We start from the raw sequence: 25,477 nt of genomic DNA, 5'->3' as shown, positions 1-25,477 counted from the left end.
TGCTTAACAATTTTATAGCATATTAAATACTTTCAACAAATTCTAAAAAGACTTTTTTATGTAATGCAAGATCTAAATTTGGTGACAACGATGCACGTACAATATAATCTTTATCGCCTTCTTTAGTGGTGCCTTGTGTTGATGTAGCTGGTATTGTCCAATAGCAACCTTTTAATTGTCCGTAGCTCACACAAAATTTACTTTCATCGGGAATTTTAGTTATCATCAAATTGATGAGTTTTAAATTTAAAGCTCTTTTATAGGCTTCTTTCTCTTCGTCTGAATCTCCTTTAGTAGGAAGCCCTAATGAAAATACTGATGGTGTAAATCCGTCTTTTGCTAATGCATCTGAAACAAAATTAATTTTTGCTTCCGGTAATGCTTCATGAATAAAATTAACGAACTGACGCGTATTTTTATAGGCAGCTTCAATTCTTTCATTCATAGAAGGCATTTGCTCTGCCAAGACTTCATATTGTTGGTCTGTAGCTTCATTATCACAAAGTTCTAAATGAGCTTCAATGTGTTGCATAAGTGTTGAGGTTTGCTCATTTCCGACGCAATAACCAGCAATACATTTTCCACCACTAGGAAACTTAGATCCACTAGCATAAGAAATTGTTCTCACAGTTGATAATATATCACCTTTACCTAAAAAGTGCACATTAGGACAAAAAGTTTGGTCTAAAATAAAAACGGGATCTATAGCCATCTCACCAGTAGCAGTTTTACGCTTTTTACTCAACGCTTCTTTTAATTTGATAAGATCAGGAACTTCAACTCTAGGGTTTGTAGGGATTTCTGCAATGATATAAGGCACAGCATCTTGCTTAGCAATATTGTCTAAAACCGTATGGATACTTTTCACCATATCATTATCACCATCTACAGGTAAATCAACTACCTCTACATTATCAATACAAGCCGCAACACGTCTTGCTTGGTCATTTGTACCACCATAACAATTTGGAGGTACAATAAATTTTATAGCTTTTCCTTCATGATTTTCTAAGGCATCATTGACTAATCCCATCATTATGGCATATTGTATTGATAATCCGCTAGAAGCCACTAAGGGTTTTAAAGTGGTATTTGTAATGTTTGCTATTAAATCTAAAACACGTGGTTTATTATTGCTATCAATACGCTTAGGTTCAATTGGCAATTGTGCCACGAGAGCTTTTAAAGCGTTAAGCGTATTTGCAGGAGACATAGCAATAGTTTCGCGTCGTCGTACATGTTGTATTTCTGAAATGTAACTTGCATTTTTCACACCATTAACAACCAACACACTTCCTAAATGTGCGTATAGATTTACGTAAAAGTCAACATGCGAATTTAGGGCAATACTTCCCATTTCATTTTGCTCTGAAATAAAAACAGTACTACCATCAAAATGCGTAATTGCGTCTATATGGTCTACCGCTTTTAACTCAAATTTATAGCCATAAACACGTTGTAAAACTTCTGCATCAAAACATTCTGGTAAGTTACCAGTATATACAATTTGTGTGTTTTTATTGATTAAAAGATTGTGACGTAAAATCGCCAAAACAGGAACCGTTTGAGAATCAAAACTAATCACATGTTCAGCATTTAAATCATATAAATTACCAATAGTCCATTCTAAAACACAAGATAAAGGATGACCTAATCGAATATAATCATAAGCCGTTGGTAATTCATTAAGAGCAGTTGATGCCGAATTATTGTGTTTATATAAGTCTTCAAACTTATTTAGAAATTCAGTTTTCGCCAATTTTTCATTGTAAATATCTAGTCGATGCGTTGTTAATCGCAACCAATCTGTTGGCATATTATTTAATACGTCTTCTATATAATTAAGCATGTGTTTGTCTTCCATAAATTGAGTTGCGAAGATACGCTAATTAGATTTTTTTATCGTGCCGTAGAACAAATTTGTGTTCTGTTTAACAGTTGTCTAAAATTTGGTTTTATCATTACAAAAGGACTTCTATTTTTTTCTTCGGAAATTTTAGTTGTTTAGAGTTTTTAGCTATTAAAGAATATAAGTTTTACTATAACAAGATTTATATTTAGACTGAGCACTCGTTGCAAGCGAACGTTAACATGAGGTCGTAATCATAGTTTTTCAAATAATAATCCCATAATATGAAACCCTTCTATTTCATTGTTATGATTTCTAATAAATTCAATCGGACTTATTGATATTTCAAGTACATCTTTAGATACAGAGCTTACTTCTTTTTTCCAAGCACCATGTCTATAATAGAAATAAAGCGTTCCATCATCTATTTTAAGTGTTTTGCTAATTTGAAAAGCTTTGTTGTAATAGTGTCCTTCAAATTCTTTAAATTCCTTTTCAGAATGTTCGTAAGGTTCAAACGTTTTAAAAAGCATTGGCTTTTCATGATCTAAATCATCGTATGTAAATTGTTTTTGACCGTCAATAAAACTAAACGTTACTATTGATGTATCATCCTCTCCAAACAAAAACCTATGATCACCTATTGGTATGAGCTCTGTAATTATATCGCCATCTAATGTTAACACTTGTAATTTTTGATCCTCTGTTTTTATAGTATTTGTTTTGAGGTCATCATCATTATAATAATAGATATATGAGCCTTCATATCGTTGTAATTGTTGGGTTGAGAGATTAATGGCCTTATTAGTGGCCGAGTGTTGTTCTACTAGTGTTCTTTTAGGTATAAATACGTCAATGAGTTTATAAAACCGATCTTTAAAATCCCAATCAAAAGTGTTTTGCGTTGTGAAAAAACCAAGGTCTAATTCTGGAAAATAAAGGTATTTTGAAACAAAACCGCTCATAATCATACCATCAAACCCTAATGCTTCGTAACCATTATGTGTTTCAAATTCTACTCCTAAACCAAAATTTATAACTGTTCCGTTATTTAATGTCGCTTTTGTGCACATTTTTTTCCAAATTTCTGGAGTTCCTATAGTTGAGTTTTTAAAATTTTGATGCCATTTAAACATATCGTTTGGGTGCGTTACTATTTGTCCATCACCTATATACAATAAGCCGTATTGATGTGTTTTATAAAACTGATTGTCGCTCTCAGTATAACCAATTGCTCGATTAGCAATCGTTCTATAACCATCTGTGTTTACAATGGTGTGATTCATTTTAAGTGGCTCAAAAATGTGTTTTTGTACGTAGTCTTCATATGCCATTCCTGAGGCTTTCTCAATAATAGCAGCTAATAAAATATAGTTTGTATTTGTGTAGTAAAAGTAGTCTCCTGGTGTAAAATTAAGTTCATTAATGTTTGTGATTATATGAGTCATCATTGAAGGTCTTATATAATCTCTCCAATCAATATCACAAACTTCTAGATAAGGGTCAACTTCTTTAATACCACTTGTTTGGTTGAGCAAATGCTCAATAGTTGGATTTCCTTTTTTATACTTTGGAAGGTTTTCAATGTATTTATAAGCTGGATCTTTAATAGATAATTTTCCTTGATGTTCCAATAATAAAACGGCAGCAGCTGTAAACTGCTTGCCAATAGAACCAATATCAAAAACGGTGTTACTTGTCACAGGAATATTATAATCTAGATTAGAACTTCCATACTGTTTTTCAACAATTATTTCATCGCCTTCATATACTGCAATAGAACATCCAGGTTGGTTAGGATCTACTTGGTAAAGTTTGTCAATATCAGCTTCTATATTTTGAGAGTTCACTTGAGTTGCTAGAAGGTAAAATGAGGATACTGTAAAAATCAATGCTATTCTATTCATGGTATTGGTTTTCTTTTAAAGAGCATATATTTTTGGAGTCGTTACAGTGTATCGCGTTTTAATCAAGGTTAATATGCTAAATTATTGTTATTTGAAATAATCACTGCTTGCTATGAGATAAAGTTCTGTTGTTTTTTCGAGAATATCAACCTAAATACTGCTTTCGCCTAAAATAGCCTTACATTTGCGCACAACAGAAAATGACGCTTATTACACAGAAGGTCATTTAAACACTAATTTGACCAAAATACATATATGTCATTTCAATCTTTAGGCTTATCTGAGCCTTTACTAAAAGCTATTAGTAAAAAAGGATACACTACACCAAGTCCAATTCAAGAAAAAGCAATTCCTCCAGTTTTAGAAGGACGCGATGTATTGGCTTCGGCTCAAACAGGAACTGGTAAAACAGCAGGTTTTACGTTGCCATTATTACATTATTTATCTGAAAACCCTAAAGCAAAATTTAGACCAATTCGTGCTTTAATTTTAACACCAACACGAGAACTTGCAGCGCAAGTACATCAAAGTGTTTTGGAGTACAGCGAGTTTTTAGATATTAGAAGTACCGTAATTTTTGGAGGTGTAAATCAAAAGCCACAAGCAGCTGCCATTCGTCGTGGCGTAGATGTTTTGGTTGCAACACCTGGACGATTATTAGATTTACACAGTCAAAATTTACTTTCTCTTAAACGCGTTGAAGTATTTATTTTAGATGAAGCAGATCGCATGTTAGATATGGGTTTTCTTAGAGATATCGAAAAAGTCATGAAAGTGATGCCAGAGAAACGTCAAAATTTGATGTTTTCTGCCACATTCTCTAAAGATATTAGAAAATTAGCTAACGGCATTTTAAATAATCCTGTACAAGTAGAAGCAACTCCAGATAATTCAACAGTCGAGGCTATTTCTCAAAAGGTGTTTCGTGTGGCTAAAGGAAAAAAGACTGGGTTGTTGGTTAAGCTCATTTCCGAAGGAAACTGGAAACAAGCCCTTGTTTTTACCAGAACAAAACATGGTGCTAATAAATTAACTAAGAAGCTTATTTCATCAGGAATTACAGCTGCAGCTATTCATGGTAATAAAAGTCAAGGTGCGCGAACAAAGGCATTGGCTGGTTTTAAAAGCGGAAAAGTAAGAGTCATGGTGGCTACAGATATTGCGGCACGTGGATTGGATATACCGTTATTGCCACACGTTGTAAACTTTGAATTGCCTAATATTTCTGAAGATTATGTTCATCGTATTGGTAGAACTGGTAGAGCAGGAGCTAATGGTAAAGCGATGTCGTTGGTTAGTGCAGATGAAACTAGCTATTTGCGTAGTATAGAAAAACTTATTGGTGAGAAAATAGAAGTAGAAATTGTTGAAGGTTTTGAACCAGATCCAAATGCATCTACAGAGCCAATTAAACAAGGCCAAGGTAGACAAAGAGGTGGAGGCAATAGAAGCCGAAATTCTAATTCTAGAAATTCTAGTGGAAACTCAGGAGGAAACTCAGGAGGTAATAGAAGTGGCTCCAACCGAAATAAAAGCGGTAATTCTAGACGACGAAACGATAGACGTAACTAGTAATGACTCCAGTTTTAAAACAAAAAATAATAGCTGTTTGTGATCAAAAGATTGCACAAAAAGGAGATAACGTCGGTTTGTCTTTCTATGCGTTTTTTAAAAATAAAAATGAAACTCCAGAGCTATTGATGGAAGCGGCAACATGGTGGATTGAAACGCATAAGCTTGATCATTTTGAAAAGGCGGTAAAGATTAAGAAAATGGTTGAATCACTGTAAATGGAAACTCAAAAAAATAATCCGCTACATGGCATTAAATTAGAGCAAATTGTTACCGATTTAGAAGCTCATTATGGTTGGGAATATATGGGAACCATCATAAATATTAGATGTTTTAACGATAATCCTTCAGTGAAATCTAGTTTAAAGTTTTTAAGACGCACACCTTGGGCGAGAACCAAGGTTGAACATATGTATTTAAATATGCTCAAAAATAAACGTTAACTTATTGTAATTGTCTCAATCCTTCATATATGACAATGCTAACAGCATTTGCTAAGTTCAAACTTCTAATATGTTTGCTATATAAAGGGATTTTGTAGAGCTGTTCTGTTTGATTTTCAACTATAGATTTTGGTAAACCAGCCGATTCTTTTCCGAAGATTAAAAACATGTCGTCTTTAAATGGAATATCCCAATGTGATTGCGTCCCGTGACTAGAAAAAAAAGCGAAATGTTTATTTGTGTTTATACTGAAAAAGGCCTCAATAGATTCATAGATCATAACATCTAAATGCTGCCAATAATCTAATCCAGCACGTTTTAGCCGACTATCACTTATTTCAAAACCGAAGGGTTTTACTAAGTGCAATTTAGAGCCAGATGCTAGAGCTAGCCTACCAATATTACCCGTATTGTTTGGAATTTCGGGTTCAAATAAAACGATGTTTAATGCCATAAAATAATAAAAGCCTAAATTAATTAATAATTTAGGCTTTTACTGTGTTGAGGGCAAAAAAGATTAACTCTTATTTTGCTGCTCTTTTATGGTTGTACTATCGATTTTAAAATCTTTAGTATTTGTTTTCTTAGCTACGCCTTCAGGATTGGTTGGAGTAGATTGCGTTGTTGTTCTTTTAAATTTTTTATTGTCTTTAATAATTCCCATGTCTTTCTTTTTTTTGATTCATTCTTAATATAATACATAAGACTGAAAAGGGCTGTTTAAATTCTCTTAAAACTTGAGTTTATGTTGTTAAGTTTTGTTAAAACCTAAAGTTTAACGTGTGGATTTTAAGGCTTTTATAAAAATTAATAGGAATTGGTAGTAGTCAAGGGCATTGTTATTCGTCTATCCTACCTATGTCATCGATATCATCAGAATAATCTAATTTTGGATCTGGCCCATAATTATTAGCACCAAATTCTCCTTCGGTAGCTACAAGAATTATATACCAAATGCGACCAATGACCGGAATTAAATTAATAAATACGTAACCACCACTTTTGCCAATATCATGCATTCGTCTAACATTGAGAGCTAGCCACGGAATTAATGTTGCCAAAATATAAATACCCAAGAGTGTGCCTACAATTGGTGTATCAAATAAATCGTCAACAAAAGATTGATACATTATTACTAATATAACTATGATAAGCTGAATTAAAACAAACATCCAGTACTCTTTACGTCTTGCACGTCCTGAGAAATTGGCATAATTATATCTAATCACTTGTAAATACCAATACATATATAAATTTTAGATTATAAATATCAAACATATATTTAATAGTAGTTCATTTTTTTGAATAAAAAAAACCTACTCTTTTGAAGTAGGTTCTTATTTATAATACAGAGAAATTATTAAATTTCTTTAGTACCTATTGTGTTAATTTCTTCATTATCTGCCGATTTTGGATCAGGACCATATTGGTTAGTTCCTTTATCACCTTCAGTTAAAACAAGAATAAGACTGTAAATAGGAATTAATATATACCATCCACTTTTTCCAACATCATGCATTCTTCTCACTGCAACTGCAATTGAAGGAATCATAACAGCAAAAAGATAGATATAAACGATTAACAAAATAAACGGACTTTCTAAAGCAGCAGCTAATAATCCTAAAATTATCATTCCACCATAAGCGAAAATCATATTAAACAGAACAAACATCCAGTACTCCTTACGTCTTGCTCTTCCATTAAAGTTTGCGTAATTATCTCTTACGACTTTTAAATACCATTTCATATTCTTAATTTATTGGTTAGTTATTTCCAAATATAGAATTTAATTCAATATTGAAGTTGTAAATTCTGAAATTTTAGATAAACGGTTTTTGTCTAAATGTTTAATAAATGCACTTCCAATAATAGCGCCTTTTGCATATTGCGTTGCTTGCTTAAATGTTTCATTGGTAGAAATACCAAAACCTACGATTTGCGGGTTTTTAAGATTCATATCAGCAATGCGTTTAAAGTATGACGTTTGCTCATCTCCAAAACCAGAGCGACCTCCTGTCACACTAGCGCTACTTACCATATATATAAATCCTTCGGAAATAGAATCAATAAACCTAATACGCTCCATAGATGTTTGAGGTGTAATTAAAAACACATTTATTAAGCCATATTTCTGAAAAATGGATTTATACTGCTCATTATAAACATCTACAGGTAAATCAGGTATTATGAGTCCGTCGATACCAATCTCTTGGCATTTTTTACAGAATGCCTCGACACCATATTGCAGTATAGGGTTAAAATAGCCCATAATTATTAATGGTATAGAAACCGTTTTTCGAATGTCTTTTAATTGACTAAAAAGAATATCAGTGGTCATTCCATTTTTTAAAGCTTGTGTAGAACTTGCTTGTATAGTTGGTCCATCTGCTAATGGATCACTAAACGGTAATCCTATTTCTATCATGTCAATATCACTTTTTTCTAAGTTTTCAATGATAGATACTGTATCGTTGAGGTTTGGATATCCTGCGGAAAAGTAAATAGATAGAAGTTTTTTGTCTTCTTTTAGTTTTTGATTTATTCTGTTCATGTTTACTTGAGTCGTCACCCTGAATTTATTTGAGGGTCACATTATTATTGTTTTTATTTCTTGTGAGATGCTGAAGCAAGTTCAGCATGACGAAATTTAGTTCGGTTTTGCGTTAAGGATTGAGGCGGCATCCTTTTTTGCCATTAAAAGCAAAAAAGATATAGCCGAAAGCCTGACCCTTGTGGTAACGCCATAATTCTACAATTTGAAATGTTCAATATAATTTTGTAAATCTTTATCACCTCGACCTGATAAATTAATCACGACAATATCATCTGGTTTAAATGTTTTCTGTTCAAAAACAGCAAAGGCGTGAGAGCTTTCAATGGCAGGAATGATACCTTCTAACTGACTTAATTCTAAACCAGCAGTCATGGCTTGATCATCTGTAATCGAGATAAATTCAGCACGACCAGATTTGTACAAATGTGCATGCATTGGCCCAACACCAGGATAATCTAAACCTGCCGAAATGGAGTAAGGCTCGGTAATTTGCCCGTCGTTAGTTTGCATTAGTAAGGTTTTACTACCATGAATAATACCTTCGCGACCTAAAACAGACGTCGCAGCGCTTTCACCAGAATGAATGCCTTTACCTGCAGCTTCAACCGCAATGAGTTTAACATCTGTATCGTCTAAATAATGGTAATAAGCACCAGCAGCATTACTGCCTCCACCAACGCAAGCAATGACGTAATTTGGTTTTGTAGTCCCTTCTTTATCTTTTAGTTGCCATTGAATTTCTTTGGAAACTATAGCCTGAAAACGCGCCACCATATCTGGATAAGGATGAGGACCAACTACGCTACCAATAATATAATGTGTGTCTACAGGATTGTTTATCCAGTCGCGAATGGCTTCATTGGTGGCATCTTTAAGCGTGCGACTTCCAGATAGTGCTGGTCTTACTTCGGCTCCTAACATTTTCATGCGAGCTACGTTTGGTGCCTGGCGAGTAATATCAATTTCTCCCATATAAACAATGCATTTAATGCCCATTAAAGCACAAACAGTTGCCGTTGCTACACCATGTTGTCCTGCTCCAGTTTCGGCAATAATTCTTGTTTTGCCTAAGCGTTTTGCCATTAAAATTTGGCCGATAGTATTGTTCACTTTATGTGCGCCAGTATGATTTAAATCTTCACGTTTGAGATAGATTTTTGTAGTATACTTTTCGCTTAATCGCTTGGCAAAATAGAGTGGAGAAGGGCGACCAACATAATCTTTTAATAATTGGTCAAATTCTTCTTTGAAAGAAGGTTCTGCCATTATTTTGAGGTAGTTTTGTCGTAACTCTTCTACGTTTGGATAGAGCATTTCTGGGATGTATGCACCTCCAAATTCTCCATAATAGCCTTCGTCGTTGATGTTGTATGTCATTATTATATGTTTTTGTCATGCAGCGCTAAACTTGCATCTCTATTAAAGATTTTTTACGTTGCTCTGAATTACATTTTTAAACGTTTCTAATTTATCTACAATTTTTAACCCTTGGTTGTTTTCAAATTTGCTATTTACATCTATTGCATGGCAAAATATAGCTTCGGGTCTTTTTAAAAATGTAGCGATTTGATGTGTTTCATTTAGCCCAATTCCGCCACTTAAAAAATAGGGTTTTATAGAGGTGTAATTTTTTAAAACACTCCAATCAAACGTATAGCCATTTCCTCCAGGTTGCTTTCCTTTGGTATCAAACAAATAGTAATCGCAAACATTCTCATAAGGTTCTAAGCTTTTAAAGTCAAAAGTGTCTTTAATAGAAAATACTTTTATAACTATACAATTTAGGTCTTGTAGTTGTTTACATAATTCTGGAGATTCATTACCATGTAATTGTACGCCTTGTAAGTTATGTTTGTTGACGATTCCTTTGATATAATCATAGGTTTCATTTACAAAAACACCAATTTTTTGAATGTCTTTTGATAACTTAGGAATGGTACCATTAAAATAACGTGGTGATTTTTTGTAAAAAATGAAACCCATAAAATCTGGATGTAATTGTGAAACATCTAAGATGTTGCTTTCATTTTTCATTCCGCAGACTTTTATTTTCATGATTGTAAGTCTTTAATAAATTGTTTAGCACTGTCTCCTGCATTATCAGTTTTCATAAAATTCTCTCCTATTAAAAACCCTTTGTAGCCATAAGGTTGTAAAGTTTTTATAGCGTTAATATTACTTATACCGCTTTCAGATACTTTTACAAAATCGTTTGGAATCAATTCACTTAATTGCTTGCTGATTTCTAGACTAACTGTAAATGTTTTTAAATTTCTATTATTAACGCCTAACATATCTAGACTTGGCATTAAAGATTTATGCAGTTCTTTTTCATTGTGCACTTCTAGTAAAACATCTAAATGTAGTGTTTTAGCGAGTTCAGAAAACTGTTTAATTTCAGCTTTTGTTAAAATTGCTGCAATGAGTAAAATGACATCGGCTCCATATGCTTTGGCTTCTATAATTTGATACTCGTCAATAATAAACTCTTTTCTTAATAGAGGTAAATTACAACTTGCTCTTGCTGTGAGTAAATCGTCTAGACTACCTCCAAAATATTTACCATCTGTCAATACAGACATTCCACAAACACCTGCACTTTCATAACCTTTGGCAACATCAAAAACATTTAAATCATGATTAATAACTTGTTTTGAAGGCGATCGTCTTTTGTGTTCTGCAATGATTCCTGTAGTGCTTACTTTTAGTTTTTCGGATAACGAAAACGTATCTCTTTCAAATAGGATAGATTGCTCTAGTTGTTTTATAGGAATGAGTTGCTTACGAAGGTTAACTTCTATGCGTTTGTCGTTTACTATTTTTTGTAATATATCCATCTTGTGGTTTTCGTTGACCTGATTGTGTAACAGGTTTTTATTGGTTGTCAAGCTAAAATCGAAAATTCATAAACATCTTAATTTAGAAATAGATAGTCATGAATAAATTGGTTTAGCATCAGGTTATCTACTCAATTCAACTAGTCTATCGAGACTAGCTTTTGCTCTACCACTGCCTAAACTGTCTTGTGCTAAATAAAAGCCTTCTTGAAGTGAAATCCCTTTAACGGTTGCAATAGCTAAACCTGCATTGGCACAAACCACATTGTTTTGAGCTTCTGTTCCTTTGCAATTGATAATATTCTTAAAAATTTTGGCAGCCGCTTTTACAGAGGAACCACCAAATATTTCAGATTGTTCTATTGGCTTTAATCCTAAATCTGATGGGCTTAACATGCTTTCAGATGTATTTGATATAATCTTCGCATTTCCGGTAAGGGAAATTTCATCATAACCATCGAGTGCATGTACGATGCTATAATTTTTATCTGTGTTTTGGTAAAGATATCCGTAAATACGTTGTAATTCTAGATTAAACACACCAACCATTTGATTTTTTGGGAACGATGGATTTACCATTGGTCCCAACATGTTAAAAAATGTTTTTACGCCTAGATCCTTACGAATTGGAGCTACATTTTTCATAGCTGGATGAAATAAAGGAGCATGCAAAACACATATGCCAGCTTGGTCTATGGAGTATTTTAAAAAATCTGATTTATTAGAAAAATGAATCCCTAAAGCTTCCATAACGTTTGACGATCCCGAAGCAGATGATACACCATAATTGCCATGTTTGGCAACTTTAACTCCTGCACCTGCAGTAATAAAAGACGCAATGGTTGAGATATTAAATGTGTCTTTACCATCACCACCAGTACCACATAAATCGATGGCATTAAACTCTGATAAGTCTACAGGAATACACAATTCTAATAGGGCATCTCTAAACCCTTGTAACTCTTCTAGAGTGATACTTCTCATCATATAAATTGTGAGAAAAGAAGCGATTTGACTTTGATTGTATTTTCCTTCGGAAATTTTAACCAACACATTTTTAGCTTCTGTACTAGAAATGCTTTCGTGGTTTATTAATCTATTTAGTATGTTTTTCATATGTTTTTCCCACGACAGTGGGAATCGTTTTAATTCATCTTCAATTTAGAAAGGATTCCGCGTCAATTACGTAATGACAGTGCTAACTATTCACCCAGTTCTCTAAAATTTGTTTTCCATGTGGAGTTAGCACGCTTTCTGGATGGTATTGTACGCCTTTAACATCGTAAATTTTATGACGTAATGACATTATTTGTCCGTTACTATCAACCGATGTAACTTCTAGTTCATCTGGTAAATTAGGGTTTACAACCCAAGAGTGGTATCTACCTACTTCTATAGATTTATCCATGTTTTTGAATAGCACTTCATCATCAACTGTAATTTTTACGTGAGTTGCTACACCATGATAAACATCGTTCAAATTTATAAGCGAGCCTCCAAAAACTTCGCCAATGGCTTGTTGACCAAGACAGACACCTAAAATACTTTTGGTAGGTGCATAAGTTTTTATGATGGTTTTTAATAATCCTGCTTCATCAGGTATTCCAGGTCCTGGAGATAAAACAATTTTTTGAAAATTGTCAACCTCTTCAAGCGTAAGCTTGTCGTTTCGTTTTACTATTACGTCACAGTTTAGGTCTTCTAAATAGTGCACCAAGTTGTATGTAAAACTGTCGTAGTTATCTATTACTAATACTTTCATATTTCTTCAGCCATTTCAATTGCTTTTGTTAACGCTCCTAATTTATTATAGACTTCTTGTAATTCATTTTCGGGTACAGACTTTGATACCAGTCCTGCGCCTGCTTGCCAATGTAAATGATGGTTTTTACTCATAAAAGTTCGTATCATAATGGCGTGATTATAATTGCCGTTAAAATCCATGAAACCAATGGCGCCTCCATAAAAAGCTCTGCTAGTTTTTTCATATTTTTCAATCAATTGCATTGCTTTATGTTTTGGTGCTCCACTTAAAGTTCCTGCCGGAAAAGTGTCTGCAACAACTTGCATGGTTGCTGTGTTGTCATGCACTTTACCGGTTACTTTGCTCACTAAATGTATAACGTGAGAGAAAAACTGCGCTTCTCTATATGTTTCTACTTTAACTTCACTTCCATGACGACTTAGGTCGTTTCTAGCTAAATCAACTAACATAACATGTTCTGAATTTTCTTTGATATCTTCAGCTAATTCTTTTGCTAATTTTTGATCTTCTTCATCGTTTCCTGTTCTTTTAAACGTACCTGCAATAGGATGAATTTCTGCTTGTTGATTATTAACGACAAGTTGTGCCTCTGGCGAGCTACCAAAAATTTTAAAATTTCCGTAGTCAAAATAAAAAAGGTAAGGTGATGGATTTATACTTCGCAATGCTCGATATACGTTAAATTCATCACCTTTAAAGGCTTGAGAGAATTTTTTTGAAAGTACCAATTGAAACACATCGCCTCTTGCGCAATGTGTTTTTGCTAAATCTACTTGTGCTTTATATTCATCATCTGTAAGATTTGATGTGATATTGGAGTCTGTTTTGAAATTATAAGACGCAAAATTCTTTGAACCTATAAGTTGTAAAACTTCATCAATATTGTTTTCGGCTTCAAAACAATGTGCAAAAACATAGGCTTCGTTTTTAAAGTGATTTATGGCAATGATATTTTGATAAACCGCATAGTAAATATCAGGAATTTCTAATGAATCTGGTTTTTTGCTAATCTCAATATCTTCAAAATATTTAACAGCATCATAAGCTGTATAACCAAAAATACCGTTATTAATGAACTTAAACTCTTCATCAGAATTGACTTTAAATCGCTTAGTAAACTTGTGGATTTCTTCAGTAACCGAAATATTTAAAGCGTTGTTAGTTTTTGAGCTTCCATCAGGATAATGCTGTTCTATAACATCATTAGCCACTTTAATTGACGCGATAGGATTAAAACATATATAAGAAAAACTATTATCGTTGGCATGATAATCACTACTCTCTAATAGTATACTATTTGAGAATTTATCTCTTATTTTTAAGTAAATACTCACAGGTGTAATGGTGTCTGCTAATATTTTTTTGTAATGTGTATATAAACTAAATGTTTTCATGTATGCTAATTTGTTTCAGTACAATTGTAGTACTGTTTAAAAATGAAAAAAGGCTTGTCGTGATAGACAAGCCTTTTTGATATGTTATTTTAAATATACCTATAGGGTTAGTTCACGACGTTTTCGTTTCTAGAATTCCACCACCAAGTATGATTTAAATTTGTGTTCATGTTTGTAATAATTTTCAAATATAAGTATCAATTTTTAGTTTTCAAATATATTTGAGTAAAAAAGAAAAAGATTCCTATTATTATAGAAACCTTTAACTTATTGTAAGCTATTGATTTTAAGTGTGTCTTAGAATTTTAATGCTACATTTAAATCAAACTCATCATAAATAGCTTTGTCTTTTAGCCCATCAAAAAAGCTAGCAGAACCATATTTAATATCGTATTTAGTTCTATCTACTTTTATATTTGCCGTTGCTGAGTTATTATTAATCATCATATTAAAAGTAACAGGGTTTGTTTTACCTTTTATCATTAAATCTCCAGTAACTGTATAATTTCCACCTGTTCCATTTACATCTGTAATAGTTAAGGTAGCTGTACCGTATTTACTTGTACCAAAAAAATCGTCTGATTTTAAGTGACCTTCTAGTTTCTCTTTTCCTTTGCCAGCTTCTAAATCTGTTACTGAGATTGAAGCCATGTCTATAGTAAAATTACCACCACTTAAGTAATCATTTTCAAAAAGTAAAACGCCTTGACTTAAATTAATTGTTCCTTGGTGTGAACCTGTTACTTTATGACCTTTCCAGGTTATCGTAGACTCTTTTACTTTAATTTCTTTTTTAAAAATAGTTGTAAATGATGCAAATGATAATGCTAATACTACGATAAAAGCTGATTTTAAGATATTCTTTTTCATTGATTTGTGTTTAAATTTGTTTTTGTTTTATTGAATTTTATGTAATAATCTATTTAATTCTTCTAATTCTTTAATTGTCAATTTTGAAGTTACTTTCTCTTCAGTTTCATTAACAATTGTATCCAATTCTAGTAATTTGTTTAGACCTGTTGCTGTAATGTAAATTTCAATTTTACGTCTATTATTTTTACACTCAGTACGCTTTACAAAGTCCTTTAAAATTAGTTTGTCTATGAGACGAGTTGTATTACTCATTTTATTAACCATACGTTCTTGGATGTCTTGCAGGTTTAAAGGATTGCCTTTTTGACCTCTCAAAATTCGTAAAACATTAAATTGCTCAATTGATAAGTCATGAGGTTTTAATACACTTAGCATTTCAGTTTTTACAACTGTATTGGTCAAAAATAAATTGATAACAGTTTGCCTAGATAAGGGTAAATTGGCAGTTGTTTTTAATTTTAAATTTAATTCTTTCATATACAATTATTGTATATACAAATGTAGCGTTAATATCGATAGAGTAAATTAATGTTTTGTTAAATTTAATGGGATGCGTTTTTTGATTTTTAACTTTATAGTATGAAGTATTTATTTATAATCTTAGCTACTACATTTTTTTTCTACGGAAATGGGATGTCAACAGTTAAAATTTCAGAAGACACTACAATAGAATCTGTTAAAAGACCTTTAAAGGTTTATAATTATAATGAATTGGAAGCCTACTTAAAAACTAAAGATGATAATAAAACATACGTTATAAATTTTTGGGCAACATGGTGTGCGCCTTGTGTAAAAGAATTACCATATTTTGAGGCGTTAAACGCTAATTACTCTAATAAAAATGTTGAGGTTATTTTGGTGAGTTTAGACTTTCCGAAGCAAATAGAATCAAAACTAGTCCCATTTTTAGCTAAAAAAGGATTACAAAGTGAAGTTGTGGTTTTAGACGATGTAGATTCTAATACTTGGATTCCTAAGGTGAATAAAGATTGGAGTGGTGCCATACCAGCAACCGTAATATATAATAAAGATAAGAGTAAATTTTACGAGCGCTCTTTTGATTATAAAGCTTTAGAAACTGAAGTAAAACAATTTTTAAAATAAACATTGATTATGAAAAATACATTAAAAGCGTTTTTAGCTTTAGTTGTGGTTATCTCTACTTTTGCATTTACAACTGTTAGTCCTGGTTATGATGTTGGAGATATTGCAACAGATTTTAAATTAGAAAATATAGATGGTAAAATGGTCTCCATGGCAGATTATAAAGATGCCAAAGGATTTATTGTCATTTTTACATGTAACACATGTCCTTATGCCGTAGCTTATGAAGATAGAGTAGAGGCTTTGAATAAGAAATTTGCAGATAAAGGCTATCCTGTAATTGCAATTATGCCTAACAATACCGATGTGAAACCAGGTGATAATATGGAGTCTATGCAAGCTAGAGCTAAAGCGAAAGGATTTACGTTTCCTTATTTAATGGATAAGGGGCAAAAAATCTATCCGCAATATGGTGCAACAAAAACACCACATGTTTATGTTTTAGAAAATACTAAAAAAGGACCGCAAGTAAAATACATTGGTGCTATTGATGATAATTATCAAGATGCAAATGCCGTTAACAAAACTTATGTTGAAGATGCTGTAAATGCTTTGCTAGACGGTAAAGAAGTGCCAGAAACAAAAACCAGAGCTATTGGTTGTTCTATTAAGGTATAACCGATTATAAATATTAATTTTAACAATCCGGAGTGTAACACTTCGGATTTTTTTTCGTCTTTATGTAAAAATATCCTAACGAAACGTTAAATTTGCATGATTATTGATGTATAAAAAACTATGGCAGATTTAACACAAAACGAATGGACTTCTAAATTAAATGCAGATGATAATGCAGTTGTTTTAGATGTGAGAACACCAGAAGAAGTAGCAGAAGGTATCATACCAAATGCAATTGCTATTGATATTTATAAAGGTCAAGGATTTATTTATGAGCTTGAAGAACTTGATAAATCTAAAACGTATTATGTGTATTGTAGATCTGGAGGACGCAGTGCTCAAGCGTGTAATGTTATGAATCAGTTAGGGTTTAAAAATACTTATAATCTTATTGGAGGCTTCATGGAATGGACAGGTGAAGTAGCTTCAATTTAAAAATCAATTAAAATGAAAAATAAATTAATAATTTATTGCTTTGTGCTTTTTGCGTTTGCATGGAGTTGCGAAGAAAAAACAGAAAATGAAGTTATCATGGTTTCTACTGAAGAAATGCAAGAACTGTTAGAACTAGAAGATATACAATTGGTAGATGTAAGAACAGCAGAAGAATATGAAACTGGTTATATAGAACATTCACAAAATATAGATTATATGTCGCCTACATTTGATGAGGAATTGACTAAGCTAGACAAAACAAAACCTATCATGGTATATTGTAAGTCTGGTGGACGAAGTGGAAAATGTTCTAAAAAACTTAAAGAGGCTGGCTTTAAAAAAGTTTATGATTTAGAAGGCGGAATTGCAAAATGGCAATTTGATGGTAATGAAATTAAAACGATTGAATAGTATTTAAGCAAACAATTAAAACTAATAAAAACCGAACAATATGTTCGGTTTTTTTAGGTCTATATGTTAAGTCTATGAGCCGTGTTAGAATGACGTTAAATACTACCGTAAAATCCTTTAGTTTTTCATAAATTAGCATCTTCTAACCTAATTATTCTAAATGAAAAATTTAATTATCGCACTTTGTGGTTTACTTGTTTTTTCTATTTCTACAAACGCTCAAGTATTAGAACCTGTTACATGGGAAACATCTATTGAAAAAATTTCAGATACCGAATATGATTTAATTTCTACAGCTACAATTGATAGTGGTTGGCACTTATATTCTCAAACCGTACCAGATGATGGTCCTATTCCAACAACCTTTCTTTATAAAGCACATGGAGATTATGAATTGGTAGGAAGTACCAAGGAAGAAGAAGGTCATACCGTTGACGATCCAATTTTTCAAATGCGTATTAAGTATTTTGGTGATAAAGCTGAATTTAGACAACGTATTAAGGTTTTAAATCAAGAATTATCTATTGTTGAAGGTGAAGTCGAGTACATGGCTTGTGACGATGAGAAGTGTTTACCTCCAGATTATGTAGATTTAAAATTTACACTACAACCTTCAGAAGATTCTGCAGTTTCTTTTAATGCAAATTCAAATGCTACTTCTGGAATTTTAGAACCTGTAAAATGGAAAGCTTCCGTAGAAAAAATTTCAGATACAGAGTATGTTTTAGTGTCAACAGCAACCATTGATGAGCATTGGCATTTATATTCCCAAACAGTTCCTGATGGAGGACCAATACCAACTACTTTTGACTACACTTTAGATGAAGGTGTAGAACTTGTTGGAAAAACTATTGAAGATAAAGGCGTTACTGTTCAAGACAAAGTCTTTGAGATGGAAGTCAAATATTTTGAACATACCGCAGAGTTTAGACAGCACATAAAACTCTCAAACAAAGACATAAAAAACATAAAAGCTGAAGTTGGCTTTATGGCTTGTGACGACGAAAAATGTTTAACGCCTAGTTATATAGATTTAGACTTTGATGTAACTAAAAGTGTTGCAGCAAAGCAAGGTATGCAAGCTGGTTCTACTCAAAATGAAGGCGACAGTAAGAGTTTATGGTCTATTTTTATTATAGCTTTTTTCTCAGGTTTTGCAGCATTGTTAACACCTTGTGTATTTCCAATGATTCCTATGACAGTAAGCTTTTTTACCAAGCAAAGTAAATCAAAAGCAGCAGGCATTAGAAATGCCATTATTTACGGTTTATCAATTATTGTAATCTATGTGTTATTAGGTGTAGTTGTGAGTTTAATTTTTGGAGCAGACGCTTTAAATGCACTATCTACCAATGTTTGGTTTAACCTTATATTCTTTGCCTTATTAATGATATTTGCAATTTCATTCTTGGGAGCATTTGAAATTATGTTGCCTAATTCTTGGGCAAATAAAGTAGATTCTCAAGCCGATAGAGGCGGACTTATTGGTATTTTCTTCATGGCATTGGCTTTGGCAATTGTGTCATTTTCTTGTACAGGACCAATTGTTGGAACCTTACTCGTTGAAGCAGCGGCTGGAGGAAGTCAAGTAGGCCCAATTGTTGGGATGTTAGGATTTTCATTAGCAATAGCATTACCATTTGCTTTGTTTGCAGCTTTTCCAGGTTGGTTAAATTCACTGCCAAAATCTGGTGGTTGGCTCAATACAGTAAAAGTCGTTTTAGGATTTTTAGAATTGGCTCTAGCATTTAAATTCTTATCTAATGCAGATTTGGTTTCGCAATGGCACATCTTAGAAAGAGAAGTGTTTATTGGTATTTGGATTGCTATTTTTGGAGCCTTGACGTTGTATCTCTTCGGAAAAATCCAACTACCACACGATTCTCCGTTGAAGCACATTTCCGTAGGACGATTACTTTTAGGATTATTGACATTGTCCTTTACAGTGTATATGATACCAGGACTTTGGGGAGCACCATTAAATTTAATTAGTGCCTTTCCACCACCTTTAGATTATAGTGAGTCACCTTATGGAGTTGGTAATTCTCGAGGTGGAGCAAGTACAAGTTTGTCAGATCATGGTGATTTGCCAGATGGTGGACATTTATTAGCGCCTCATGATATCTTAGCATTTAACGATTATGATAAAGGTTTGGCTTACGCTAAAACTGTAGGAAAACCAGTGATGATAGATTTTACAGGTTGGGCTTGCGTAAATTGTCGTAAAATGGAACAAAACGTTTGGGTAGAACCTAAAGTATTAGAGAAACTTAAAAATGATGTGGTTTTAATTTCATTATATGTTGATGATAAGCGAAAATTAGACGATGATGAAATTGTAGATTCACAACTCAAACCAGGAAAAAAACTCAAATATATTGGACAAAAATGGAGTGAGCTTCAAACCATAAAATACAAAACCAACACGCAACCTTATTATGTGTTGATGGATCATGATGAAAACAATCTAAATACACCTGTAGCCTACACTCCAGATGCTGATGTGTATTTTGAATGGCTAGAGGATGGTATTGGTAAGTTTGAGTAATTCTTTTTTACTATTGAATGTATAAAAAAATGGCAATCTAATTTTAGATTGCCATTTTTAATATAAAGAAAACTATACTTTTTAGTTTTTCAATTTATCTGCATGCATTGCTCTAAGTTTTGCTAGTTTAGGGTCAATTACAATGGTGCAATAATCTTGTCTTTGATTACTATTGTAAAAATCTTGATGTTCTGCTTCGGCTTCAAAAAACTCTCCTAATTTACTAATTTCTGTCACAATAGGATTTTCAAAGTAAGGCGAAACTTTTTTTACAACAGCTTCTGCAATATTCTTTTGGGCATCATTATGATAAAATATCACCGAGCGATACTGTGTTCCTATATCAGCTCCTTGACGATTTAATGTTGTTGGGTCATGGCTTGTCATAAAAATGACTAGCAAATCTTCAAATGAAATGATATTAGCGTCATAGGTGACTTGAACCACTTCGGCATGACCAGTTAGTCCAGAGCAAATCTCTCTATACGTTGGTTTGCCTGGAACAGTTCCGCCACTATAGCCAGAGACGACTTTTTCTACGCCTTTAATTTCATTGTATATGGTTTCAATACACCAAAAACAACCACATCCTACGGTTAATTGTTCTATTTTTTTACTTGTCATTATTATGCTCCTCTATTTTAGAATCTAATTGCATAGATTCTGAATTTATACAATAACGTAATCCGCTTGGTGCTGGTCCATCAGGAAATACATGGCCTAAATGTCCATCACAAGTGTTACACATAACTTCAACGCGAACCATACCAAAAGACGAATCTTTATGATATTTAATGGCATTAGGTGTGATAGGTTGTGTAAAGCTAGGCCAACCAGATCCAGATTCAAATTTTATAGTAGAATCAAACAAAGGTGTGTCACAGCATATGCAGTTATATTGTCCTTCGTCATAAATACTACAAAGTGCTCCACTATGTGGACGTTCAGTGCCTTTTTGACGTGTGATTCTATATTGCTCTAGTGTTAATTGTTGACGCCATTCTGCTTCGGTTTTTTCAACTCTACGGTTTGGAGTTGGGTTTCCATTTACGGAGTACTTTATAATATCTTTCCAAGTTAACATACTGTATGGTTCTTTCTGTTTTTATTGATTGTATAAGTCGAAAACTAAACGAATTTCTTACAGTTTAAATTTTCTAAGCAAAATTCAATTCTTTGTAAAATCTTGCATTATAAAGTTACATGATAAATACCATACATAGACTATTAATTTCTTAATTTAACGTCTGTTTTATGAGTTTGTACGTATATTAATCACAACCAACTATTATATTTTATTTATGACATTTACTTTCAAGTCGAAGTGGCTTAAACGACTAATGAAAGCCGCTTTAGCAGGACTCCTATTGTTAGTGCTATTCTGGTTTTCGGTTTATATTGGACTTTGGGGTAAACTCCCAACTAAAGCAGATTTAAAAGATATTAAACAAGCCGAAGCGTCGTTGTTATTAGATGTTGATAGTGAACTTCTTGGAAAATATTTCATTTTTGATAGACAAGTTGTGTCGTACAATGAATTGCCAAAACATTTGGTAGACGCGCTTGTTGCTACCGAAGATTCTCGTTTCTATGAACATGGAGGTGTAGACTATATGAGTTTATTACGCGTATTCTTTAAATCTATTTTAATGCAAGATACGTCGTCTGGTGGAGGAAGTACAATTAGCCAGCAATTGGCAAAAAACATATACGGTAGAGAACGTCATGGTTGGTTTACCATGCCAGTTAATAAAGTTAAGGAAATGCTTTTAGCGAGACGTTTTGAGAGTATGTATTCAAAACAAGATATCATTGCTTTATACTTAAATACAGTGCCATTTAGTGAAAATGTCTTCGGAATAGAAAGCGCATCACAACGTTTTTTTAGTAAAAAAACAAGCGAGTTGAATCTTTCAGAATCGGCAACTTTAGTTGGAACTTTAAAAGCACCTCATGGTTATAACCCAAGATTGTTTCCAGAGCGAAGCCAATTACGTCGTGATGTTGTTTTACAGCAAATGGTTAAAGCTCAGTATATAGATGACACTTTAAAAAAGAAAACCAATGCAGAGCCACTTGAAACCAAATACCAAAAATTTAATCATACAGATGGCGTTGCTCCCTATTTTAGAGAAAAAATCAGGTTAGAGGTTAAAACATTACTTGATAGTTTAAATACTACAAATGATACTGAGTTTGATTTATATAAAGACGGATTGAAAATTCATACCACCTTAGATATTAATATGCAACGCTATGCAGAACATGCTATGCAGCAACATATGAAAACGTTACAGAAACAATTTGAAAATGCCTATGGCAAAAATGCACCTTGGTTAAAAAACAACGCATTAATTGAAAAGGAAATAAAAAATTTACCACTTTATAAAAAGCTTAAAAAACAAAAACTATCAGATGAAGCTATTTTAGATAGTTTGAATGTTAAAACTAAGTATACAGGGTTTTCTTGGGATGAAACTGATGTTTTAGAAGGTTCAATTCTAGACAGTTTAAAGCATGCTATAAAGTTTTTAAATACAGGTTTTGTTGCTGTAGAACCTCAAACAGGTGCTATTAAAGCCTATGTTGGTGGTATTGATTTTGAACATTTTAAATTTGATCATGTATCAGTAGCCAAACGTCAAGTAGGTTCTACATTTAAACCTATTGTGTATGCAACGGCTTTAGAGAATGGCGTGGAACCATGTTCGTATTATTCGGTAAAAGAAGTGACCTATACTAATCAAAAAAATTGGACTCCTACAAATGGCGGAAAACAAGAAACAGATAGACATCTCAACTATTCAATAGAAAAAGCGTTGAGTGAATCTATCAATACCATTGCAGTTAAAGTACTCGAAGATGTGGGAATTCATACTGTAATTGATCAAGCTAAAAAAATGGGAATTACTGCAGATTTGCCAGAAGTACCATCTTTAGCTTTAGGTACTGCGGAAATATCAATGCTTGAACTTATTAGAGCTTATACAAGTTTTGCTAATGAAGGTCGTGTGTCTCAACCTTTTTATATTACAAAAATTGAAGATAAATTTGGGACTATAATCTATGAACGCGAAGTAATTGAGGCTTCTCCTGAAGTGTTTTCTAACGATACACAACAACTCATGGTAGAAATGATGAAATCAACCATTAATTCTGGAACTGCAGTGAGAATGCGTTCTAAATACGGACTTAAAAACGATTTAGCCGGAAAAACAGGAACCACGCAAAACAATAAAGACGGTTGGTTTTTAGGGATTAGTCCAAAGTTAGTGATGCTATCTTGGGTTGGAAATGACGATCATCGTATTGGATTTAGTAATACAGGTATTGGTCAAGGTGCAAATTCGGCATTACCAATTGTAGCTTTGTTTTTACAGCAAATGAATAGAGACCCAGAGTTTAACTCAATTACAAAAGCTCGGTTTGAACCGCCTTCCGAAGCTATAAAAAATGCGCTAGCTTGTGAGACCGAAAAGCGTGACGGTTTCCTAAAACGTCTTTTCAAAAAAGACCAAAAAGAGCGAGAATTTGATACTGCTTCCGAAGAAAAAGACAAAAAGAAAAAGAAAGGGTTGTTTGGGTTTTTAAAGAAGAAGGAGAAAAAGGATGATAATGAATAGTTGAGCGGGTTAATGGTGTTTGTTTGCAGTTTAAACCATTAAAGTTGATTTGTTTAATTGAAAAAATTAGTTAAAAATAAGTTTTTGGGTACCATTTTAAAATAAGTAATTTCATGAATATAAAAGAGTCTTATTTAGGCTCTTTTTTATGTTGAATATTAGACGAAAATTAACGATTGTGTCGTATTTTTATAGTCTAAAATTCAGGATATGGAAGACATGCTCTTTTATGATAGAATGCAGTTTGCATTTACTATTACATTTCACTATTTATTTCCGCAATTAACCATGGGATTATCGTTATTGATAGTCTATTTTAAAGGCAAATTTTTATATTCTAAATTGGAAAAATATAACGATGCTGCGAAATTCTGGATGAAAATTTTTGCGCTTAATTTTGCCATGGGAGTAGTAACTGGTATTCCAATGGAATTTCAATTTGGTACCAATTGGGCAAAATTTTCTGAACTTACAGGTGGTATTATTGGCCAAACGCTAGCCATGGAAGGTATGTTTTCCTTCTTTTTAGAATCTTCCTTTTTAGGCCTCTTTCTCTTTGGTGAAAAGCTATTGGGACATAAACTGCATTTTCTTACTGGTTTTCTCGTCTTTTTGGGCTCTTGGGCTAGTGGTTATTTAATTATAGCAACACATTCTTGGATGCAATATCCTGTAGGTTATGAGATTTTAGAAAACGGAAAATTTGTATTAAATAACTTTGGTGCTTTATTTTCAAACCCTTGGCTATTGCCTTCTTATTTACACAATCAAGCAGCTTCTTTAGTTACATCTTCTTTTGTTGTTGCTGCCATTGGTGCATTTTACTTATTGAACAATAAACACAATGAATTTGGTAAACTCTTTGTAAAAACTGGTGTTGTCTTCGGATTAATTTCTAGCTTATTAGTGGCTTTTCCTACAGGTGATTTAGTGGCTAAAAATGTAGTAAAATATCAACCAGCAACTTTTGCAGCTATGGAAGGGATTTTTGAAACCGAAGATGGTGGATCTGAAATTGTTTTAATTGGGCAACCTAATATGCTAGAAAAAAAGTTAGATAACAAAATAGCGGTTCCAAACATATTAAGTTTTTTAACCTATCAAGATTGGGATGCGCAAATTAAAGGACTAAATGAATTTGATGAAAGTGTGCACCCTACTAATGTGCCAGGATTGTATTATTCGTATCATATCATGGTTGGTTTGGGGACTATTTTTATTGGCTTAATGCTATTGGCAACGGTACAGTTATTCCGTAAAAAACTATATAAAACAAAATGGATTTTATGGTCGCTTATGTTTATGTTACCGTTTCCATACATCGCAAATACAACCGGTTGGTATACTGCAGAATTAGGAAGGCAACCTTGGTTGGTTTACAATTTATTACGTACTGCAGATGGTGCTTCACCAACAGTTTCTTCTGGTAATACCTTGTTTACATTACTAGGTTTTATTGGTTTATACTTATTGTTAGGATTACTATTTTTAATGTTAGCAGGAAAAATTATTAATAAAGGTCCAGAACTTAATCAACACTAATT

General features: G+C 32.9%; 27 protein-coding genes. 10 read left to right on the top strand and 17 right to left on the bottom strand.

Annotated features, from left to right (window positions below; all coding sequences use genetic code 11):
• Positions 1 to 22: 22 nt before the first annotated feature.
• Both TD29_RS03525 and TD29_RS03520 read right to left on the bottom strand, forming a co-directional pair.
• Positions 23 to 1,864, bottom strand: a complete 1,842-nt coding sequence (locus TD29_RS03525; RefSeq protein WP_040278926.1) for a PLP-dependent aminotransferase family protein — start codon at positions 1,862 to 1,864, stop codon at positions 23 to 25.
• A gap of 239 nt (positions 1,865 to 2,103) precedes the next feature.
• Positions 2,104 to 3,756: a serine hydrolase domain-containing protein gene (locus TD29_RS03520; protein WP_040278924.1), complete on the bottom strand. Its 1,653-nt coding sequence runs from the start codon at positions 3,754 to 3,756 to the stop codon at positions 2,104 to 2,106.
• A gap of 255 nt (positions 3,757 to 4,011) precedes the next feature.
• Here TD29_RS03520 and TD29_RS03515 point away from each other — a divergent pair, with 255 nt between their 5' ends.
• The 3 genes from TD29_RS03515 to TD29_RS03505 are packed head-to-tail and all read left to right on the top strand — an operon-like array spanning position 4,012 to position 5,771.
• The gene (locus TD29_RS03515) at positions 4,012 to 5,328 is read left to right on the top strand and encodes a DEAD/DEAH box helicase (RefSeq protein ID WP_040278923.1); all 1,317 of its coding nucleotides are present in this window, start codon (positions 4,012 to 4,014) and stop codon (positions 5,326 to 5,328) included.
• Between the two features lie 2 nt (positions 5,329 to 5,330).
• Complete coding sequence (locus TD29_RS03510; RefSeq protein WP_040278922.1) at positions 5,331 to 5,546, top strand: DUF6500 family protein; 216 nt, start codon at positions 5,331 to 5,333, stop codon at positions 5,544 to 5,546.
• Complete coding sequence (locus tag TD29_RS03505; RefSeq protein ID WP_040278921.1) at positions 5,547 to 5,771, top strand: VF530 family protein; 225 nt, start codon at positions 5,547 to 5,549, stop codon at positions 5,769 to 5,771.
• 1 nt (position 5,772) lies between these two features.
• On the opposite strand, the gene TD29_RS03500 is transcribed toward TD29_RS03505, so the two are convergent.
• The 13 genes from TD29_RS03500 to TD29_RS03445 form a co-directional block, all read right to left on the bottom strand.
• The gene (locus TD29_RS03500; protein ID WP_040278920.1) at positions 5,773 to 6,225 is read right to left on the bottom strand and encodes a tRNA (cytidine(34)-2'-O)-methyltransferase; all 453 of its coding nucleotides are present in this window, start codon (positions 6,223 to 6,225) and stop codon (positions 5,773 to 5,775) included.
• Positions 6,226 to 6,288: 63 nt separating this feature from the next.
• A complete protein-coding gene (locus TD29_RS18675; protein WP_162835816.1) occupies positions 6,289 to 6,435 on the bottom strand; it encodes a hypothetical protein in 147 nt (48 codons plus the stop codon).
• 175 nt (positions 6,436 to 6,610) lie between these two features.
• Positions 6,611 to 7,018 carry a DUF805 domain-containing protein gene (locus TD29_RS03495; protein WP_040278917.1) on the bottom strand — a complete coding sequence of 136 codons (408 nt, stop codon included), beginning with the start codon at positions 7,016 to 7,018 and terminating at the stop codon, positions 6,611 to 6,613.
• Positions 7,019 to 7,131: 113 nt separating this feature from the next.
• Positions 7,132 to 7,518: a DUF805 domain-containing protein gene (locus tag TD29_RS03490; protein ID WP_040278916.1), complete on the bottom strand. Its 387-nt coding sequence runs from the start codon at positions 7,516 to 7,518 to the stop codon at positions 7,132 to 7,134.
• A gap of 39 nt (positions 7,519 to 7,557) precedes the next feature.
• Positions 7,558 to 8,322 (bottom strand): tryptophan synthase subunit alpha, encoded by a 765-nt coding sequence (trpA, locus tag TD29_RS03485; RefSeq protein ID WP_040278914.1) that lies wholly within the window; start codon positions 8,320 to 8,322, stop codon positions 7,558 to 7,560.
• A 198-nt stretch (positions 8,323 to 8,520) separates the two neighbouring features.
• Positions 8,521 to 9,702 (bottom strand): tryptophan synthase subunit beta, encoded by a 1,182-nt coding sequence (trpB, locus tag TD29_RS03480; RefSeq protein ID WP_040278913.1) that lies wholly within the window; start codon positions 9,700 to 9,702, stop codon positions 8,521 to 8,523.
• Positions 9,703 to 9,744: 42 nt separating this feature from the next.
• Entirely contained in the window at positions 9,745 to 10,380 is a 636-nt protein-coding gene (locus tag TD29_RS03475; protein ID WP_040278912.1) for a phosphoribosylanthranilate isomerase, read from the bottom strand.
• Positions 10,377 to 11,162 carry an indole-3-glycerol phosphate synthase TrpC gene (gene trpC / locus TD29_RS03470; protein ID WP_040278911.1) on the bottom strand — a complete coding sequence of 262 codons (786 nt, stop codon included), beginning with the start codon at positions 11,160 to 11,162 and terminating at the stop codon, positions 10,377 to 10,379. The genes TD29_RS03475 and trpC overlap by 4 nt, the downstream gene beginning before the upstream one ends.
• Positions 11,163 to 11,285: 123 nt before the next feature.
• Positions 11,286 to 12,278 (bottom strand): anthranilate phosphoribosyltransferase, encoded by a 993-nt coding sequence (trpD, locus tag TD29_RS03465; RefSeq protein WP_040278910.1) that lies wholly within the window; start codon positions 12,276 to 12,278, stop codon positions 11,286 to 11,288.
• A gap of 82 nt (positions 12,279 to 12,360) precedes the next feature.
• Positions 12,361 to 12,924: an anthranilate synthase component II gene (locus TD29_RS03460; protein WP_040278909.1), complete on the bottom strand. Its 564-nt coding sequence runs from the start codon at positions 12,922 to 12,924 to the stop codon at positions 12,361 to 12,363.
• Complete coding sequence (locus TD29_RS03455) at positions 12,921 to 14,321, bottom strand: anthranilate synthase component I family protein (protein ID WP_040278907.1); 1,401 nt, start codon at positions 14,319 to 14,321, stop codon at positions 12,921 to 12,923. Before TD29_RS03455 ends, TD29_RS03460 begins: the two co-directional genes overlap by 4 nt.
• 297 nt (positions 14,322 to 14,618) lie before the next feature.
• On the bottom strand, positions 14,619 to 15,191 hold the full coding sequence (locus TD29_RS03450; protein ID WP_040278906.1) for a YceI family protein: 573 nt from the start codon (positions 15,189 to 15,191) through the stop codon (positions 14,619 to 14,621).
• A 27-nt stretch (positions 15,192 to 15,218) separates the two neighbouring features.
• A complete protein-coding gene (locus TD29_RS03445; RefSeq protein ID WP_040278905.1) occupies positions 15,219 to 15,671 on the bottom strand; it encodes a MarR family winged helix-turn-helix transcriptional regulator in 453 nt (150 codons plus the stop codon).
• 102 nt (positions 15,672 to 15,773) lie between these two features.
• Here TD29_RS03445 and TD29_RS03440 point away from each other — a divergent pair, with 102 nt between their 5' ends.
• From TD29_RS03440 to TD29_RS03420, 5 genes are all read left to right on the top strand, one after another.
• Entirely contained in the window at positions 15,774 to 16,298 is a 525-nt protein-coding gene (locus TD29_RS03440; RefSeq protein ID WP_040278903.1) for a redoxin domain-containing protein, read from the top strand.
• 9 nt (positions 16,299 to 16,307) lie between these two features.
• Entirely contained in the window at positions 16,308 to 16,916 is a 609-nt protein-coding gene (locus TD29_RS03435) for a thioredoxin family protein (protein ID WP_040278902.1), read from the top strand.
• 120 nt (positions 16,917 to 17,036) lie between these two features.
• Positions 17,037 to 17,351, top strand: a complete 315-nt coding sequence (locus TD29_RS03430) for a rhodanese-like domain-containing protein (RefSeq protein WP_040278901.1) — start codon at positions 17,037 to 17,039, stop codon at positions 17,349 to 17,351.
• Between the two features lie 12 nt (positions 17,352 to 17,363).
• Entirely contained in the window at positions 17,364 to 17,762 is a 399-nt protein-coding gene (locus TD29_RS03425) for a rhodanese-like domain-containing protein (protein WP_040278900.1), read from the top strand.
• A gap of 160 nt (positions 17,763 to 17,922) precedes the next feature.
• Positions 17,923 to 20,310: a protein-disulfide reductase DsbD family protein gene (locus tag TD29_RS03420; RefSeq protein ID WP_040278899.1), complete on the top strand. Its 2,388-nt coding sequence runs from the start codon at positions 17,923 to 17,925 to the stop codon at positions 20,308 to 20,310.
• 81 nt (positions 20,311 to 20,391) lie between these two features.
• Here the strand turns inward: TD29_RS03420 and msrA are convergent, their stop codons facing one another.
• A complete protein-coding gene (msrA, locus tag TD29_RS03415) occupies positions 20,392 to 20,934 on the bottom strand; it encodes a peptide-methionine (S)-S-oxide reductase MsrA (protein WP_040278898.1) in 543 nt (180 codons plus the stop codon).
• Complete coding sequence (gene msrB, locus TD29_RS03410) at positions 20,924 to 21,394, bottom strand: peptide-methionine (R)-S-oxide reductase MsrB (RefSeq protein ID WP_040278897.1); 471 nt, start codon at positions 21,392 to 21,394, stop codon at positions 20,924 to 20,926. Before msrB ends, msrA begins: the two co-directional genes overlap by 11 nt.
• Before the next feature lie 256 nt (positions 21,395 to 21,650).
• Here msrB and TD29_RS03405 point away from each other — a divergent pair, with 256 nt between their 5' ends.
• Together TD29_RS03405 and TD29_RS03400 are read left to right on the top strand one after the other, a co-directional pair.
• A complete protein-coding gene (locus tag TD29_RS03405; protein ID WP_241485200.1) occupies positions 21,651 to 23,933 on the top strand; it encodes a transglycosylase domain-containing protein in 2,283 nt (760 codons plus the stop codon).
• Between the two features lie 210 nt (positions 23,934 to 24,143).
• Complete coding sequence (locus TD29_RS03400; protein ID WP_040278895.1) at positions 24,144 to 25,475, top strand: cytochrome ubiquinol oxidase subunit I; 1,332 nt, start codon at positions 24,144 to 24,146, stop codon at positions 25,473 to 25,475.
• The last annotated feature ends 2 nt before the right edge of the window (positions 25,476 to 25,477 follow it).

The organism is Psychroserpens damuponensis (assembly GCF_000826655.1).
Lineage (GTDB): Bacteria > Bacteroidota > Bacteroidia > Flavobacteriales > Flavobacteriaceae > Psychroserpens > Psychroserpens damuponensis.
Note: the sequence above shows the minus strand (reverse complement) of the source record. Positions and strands in the feature narration are given on the sequence as shown.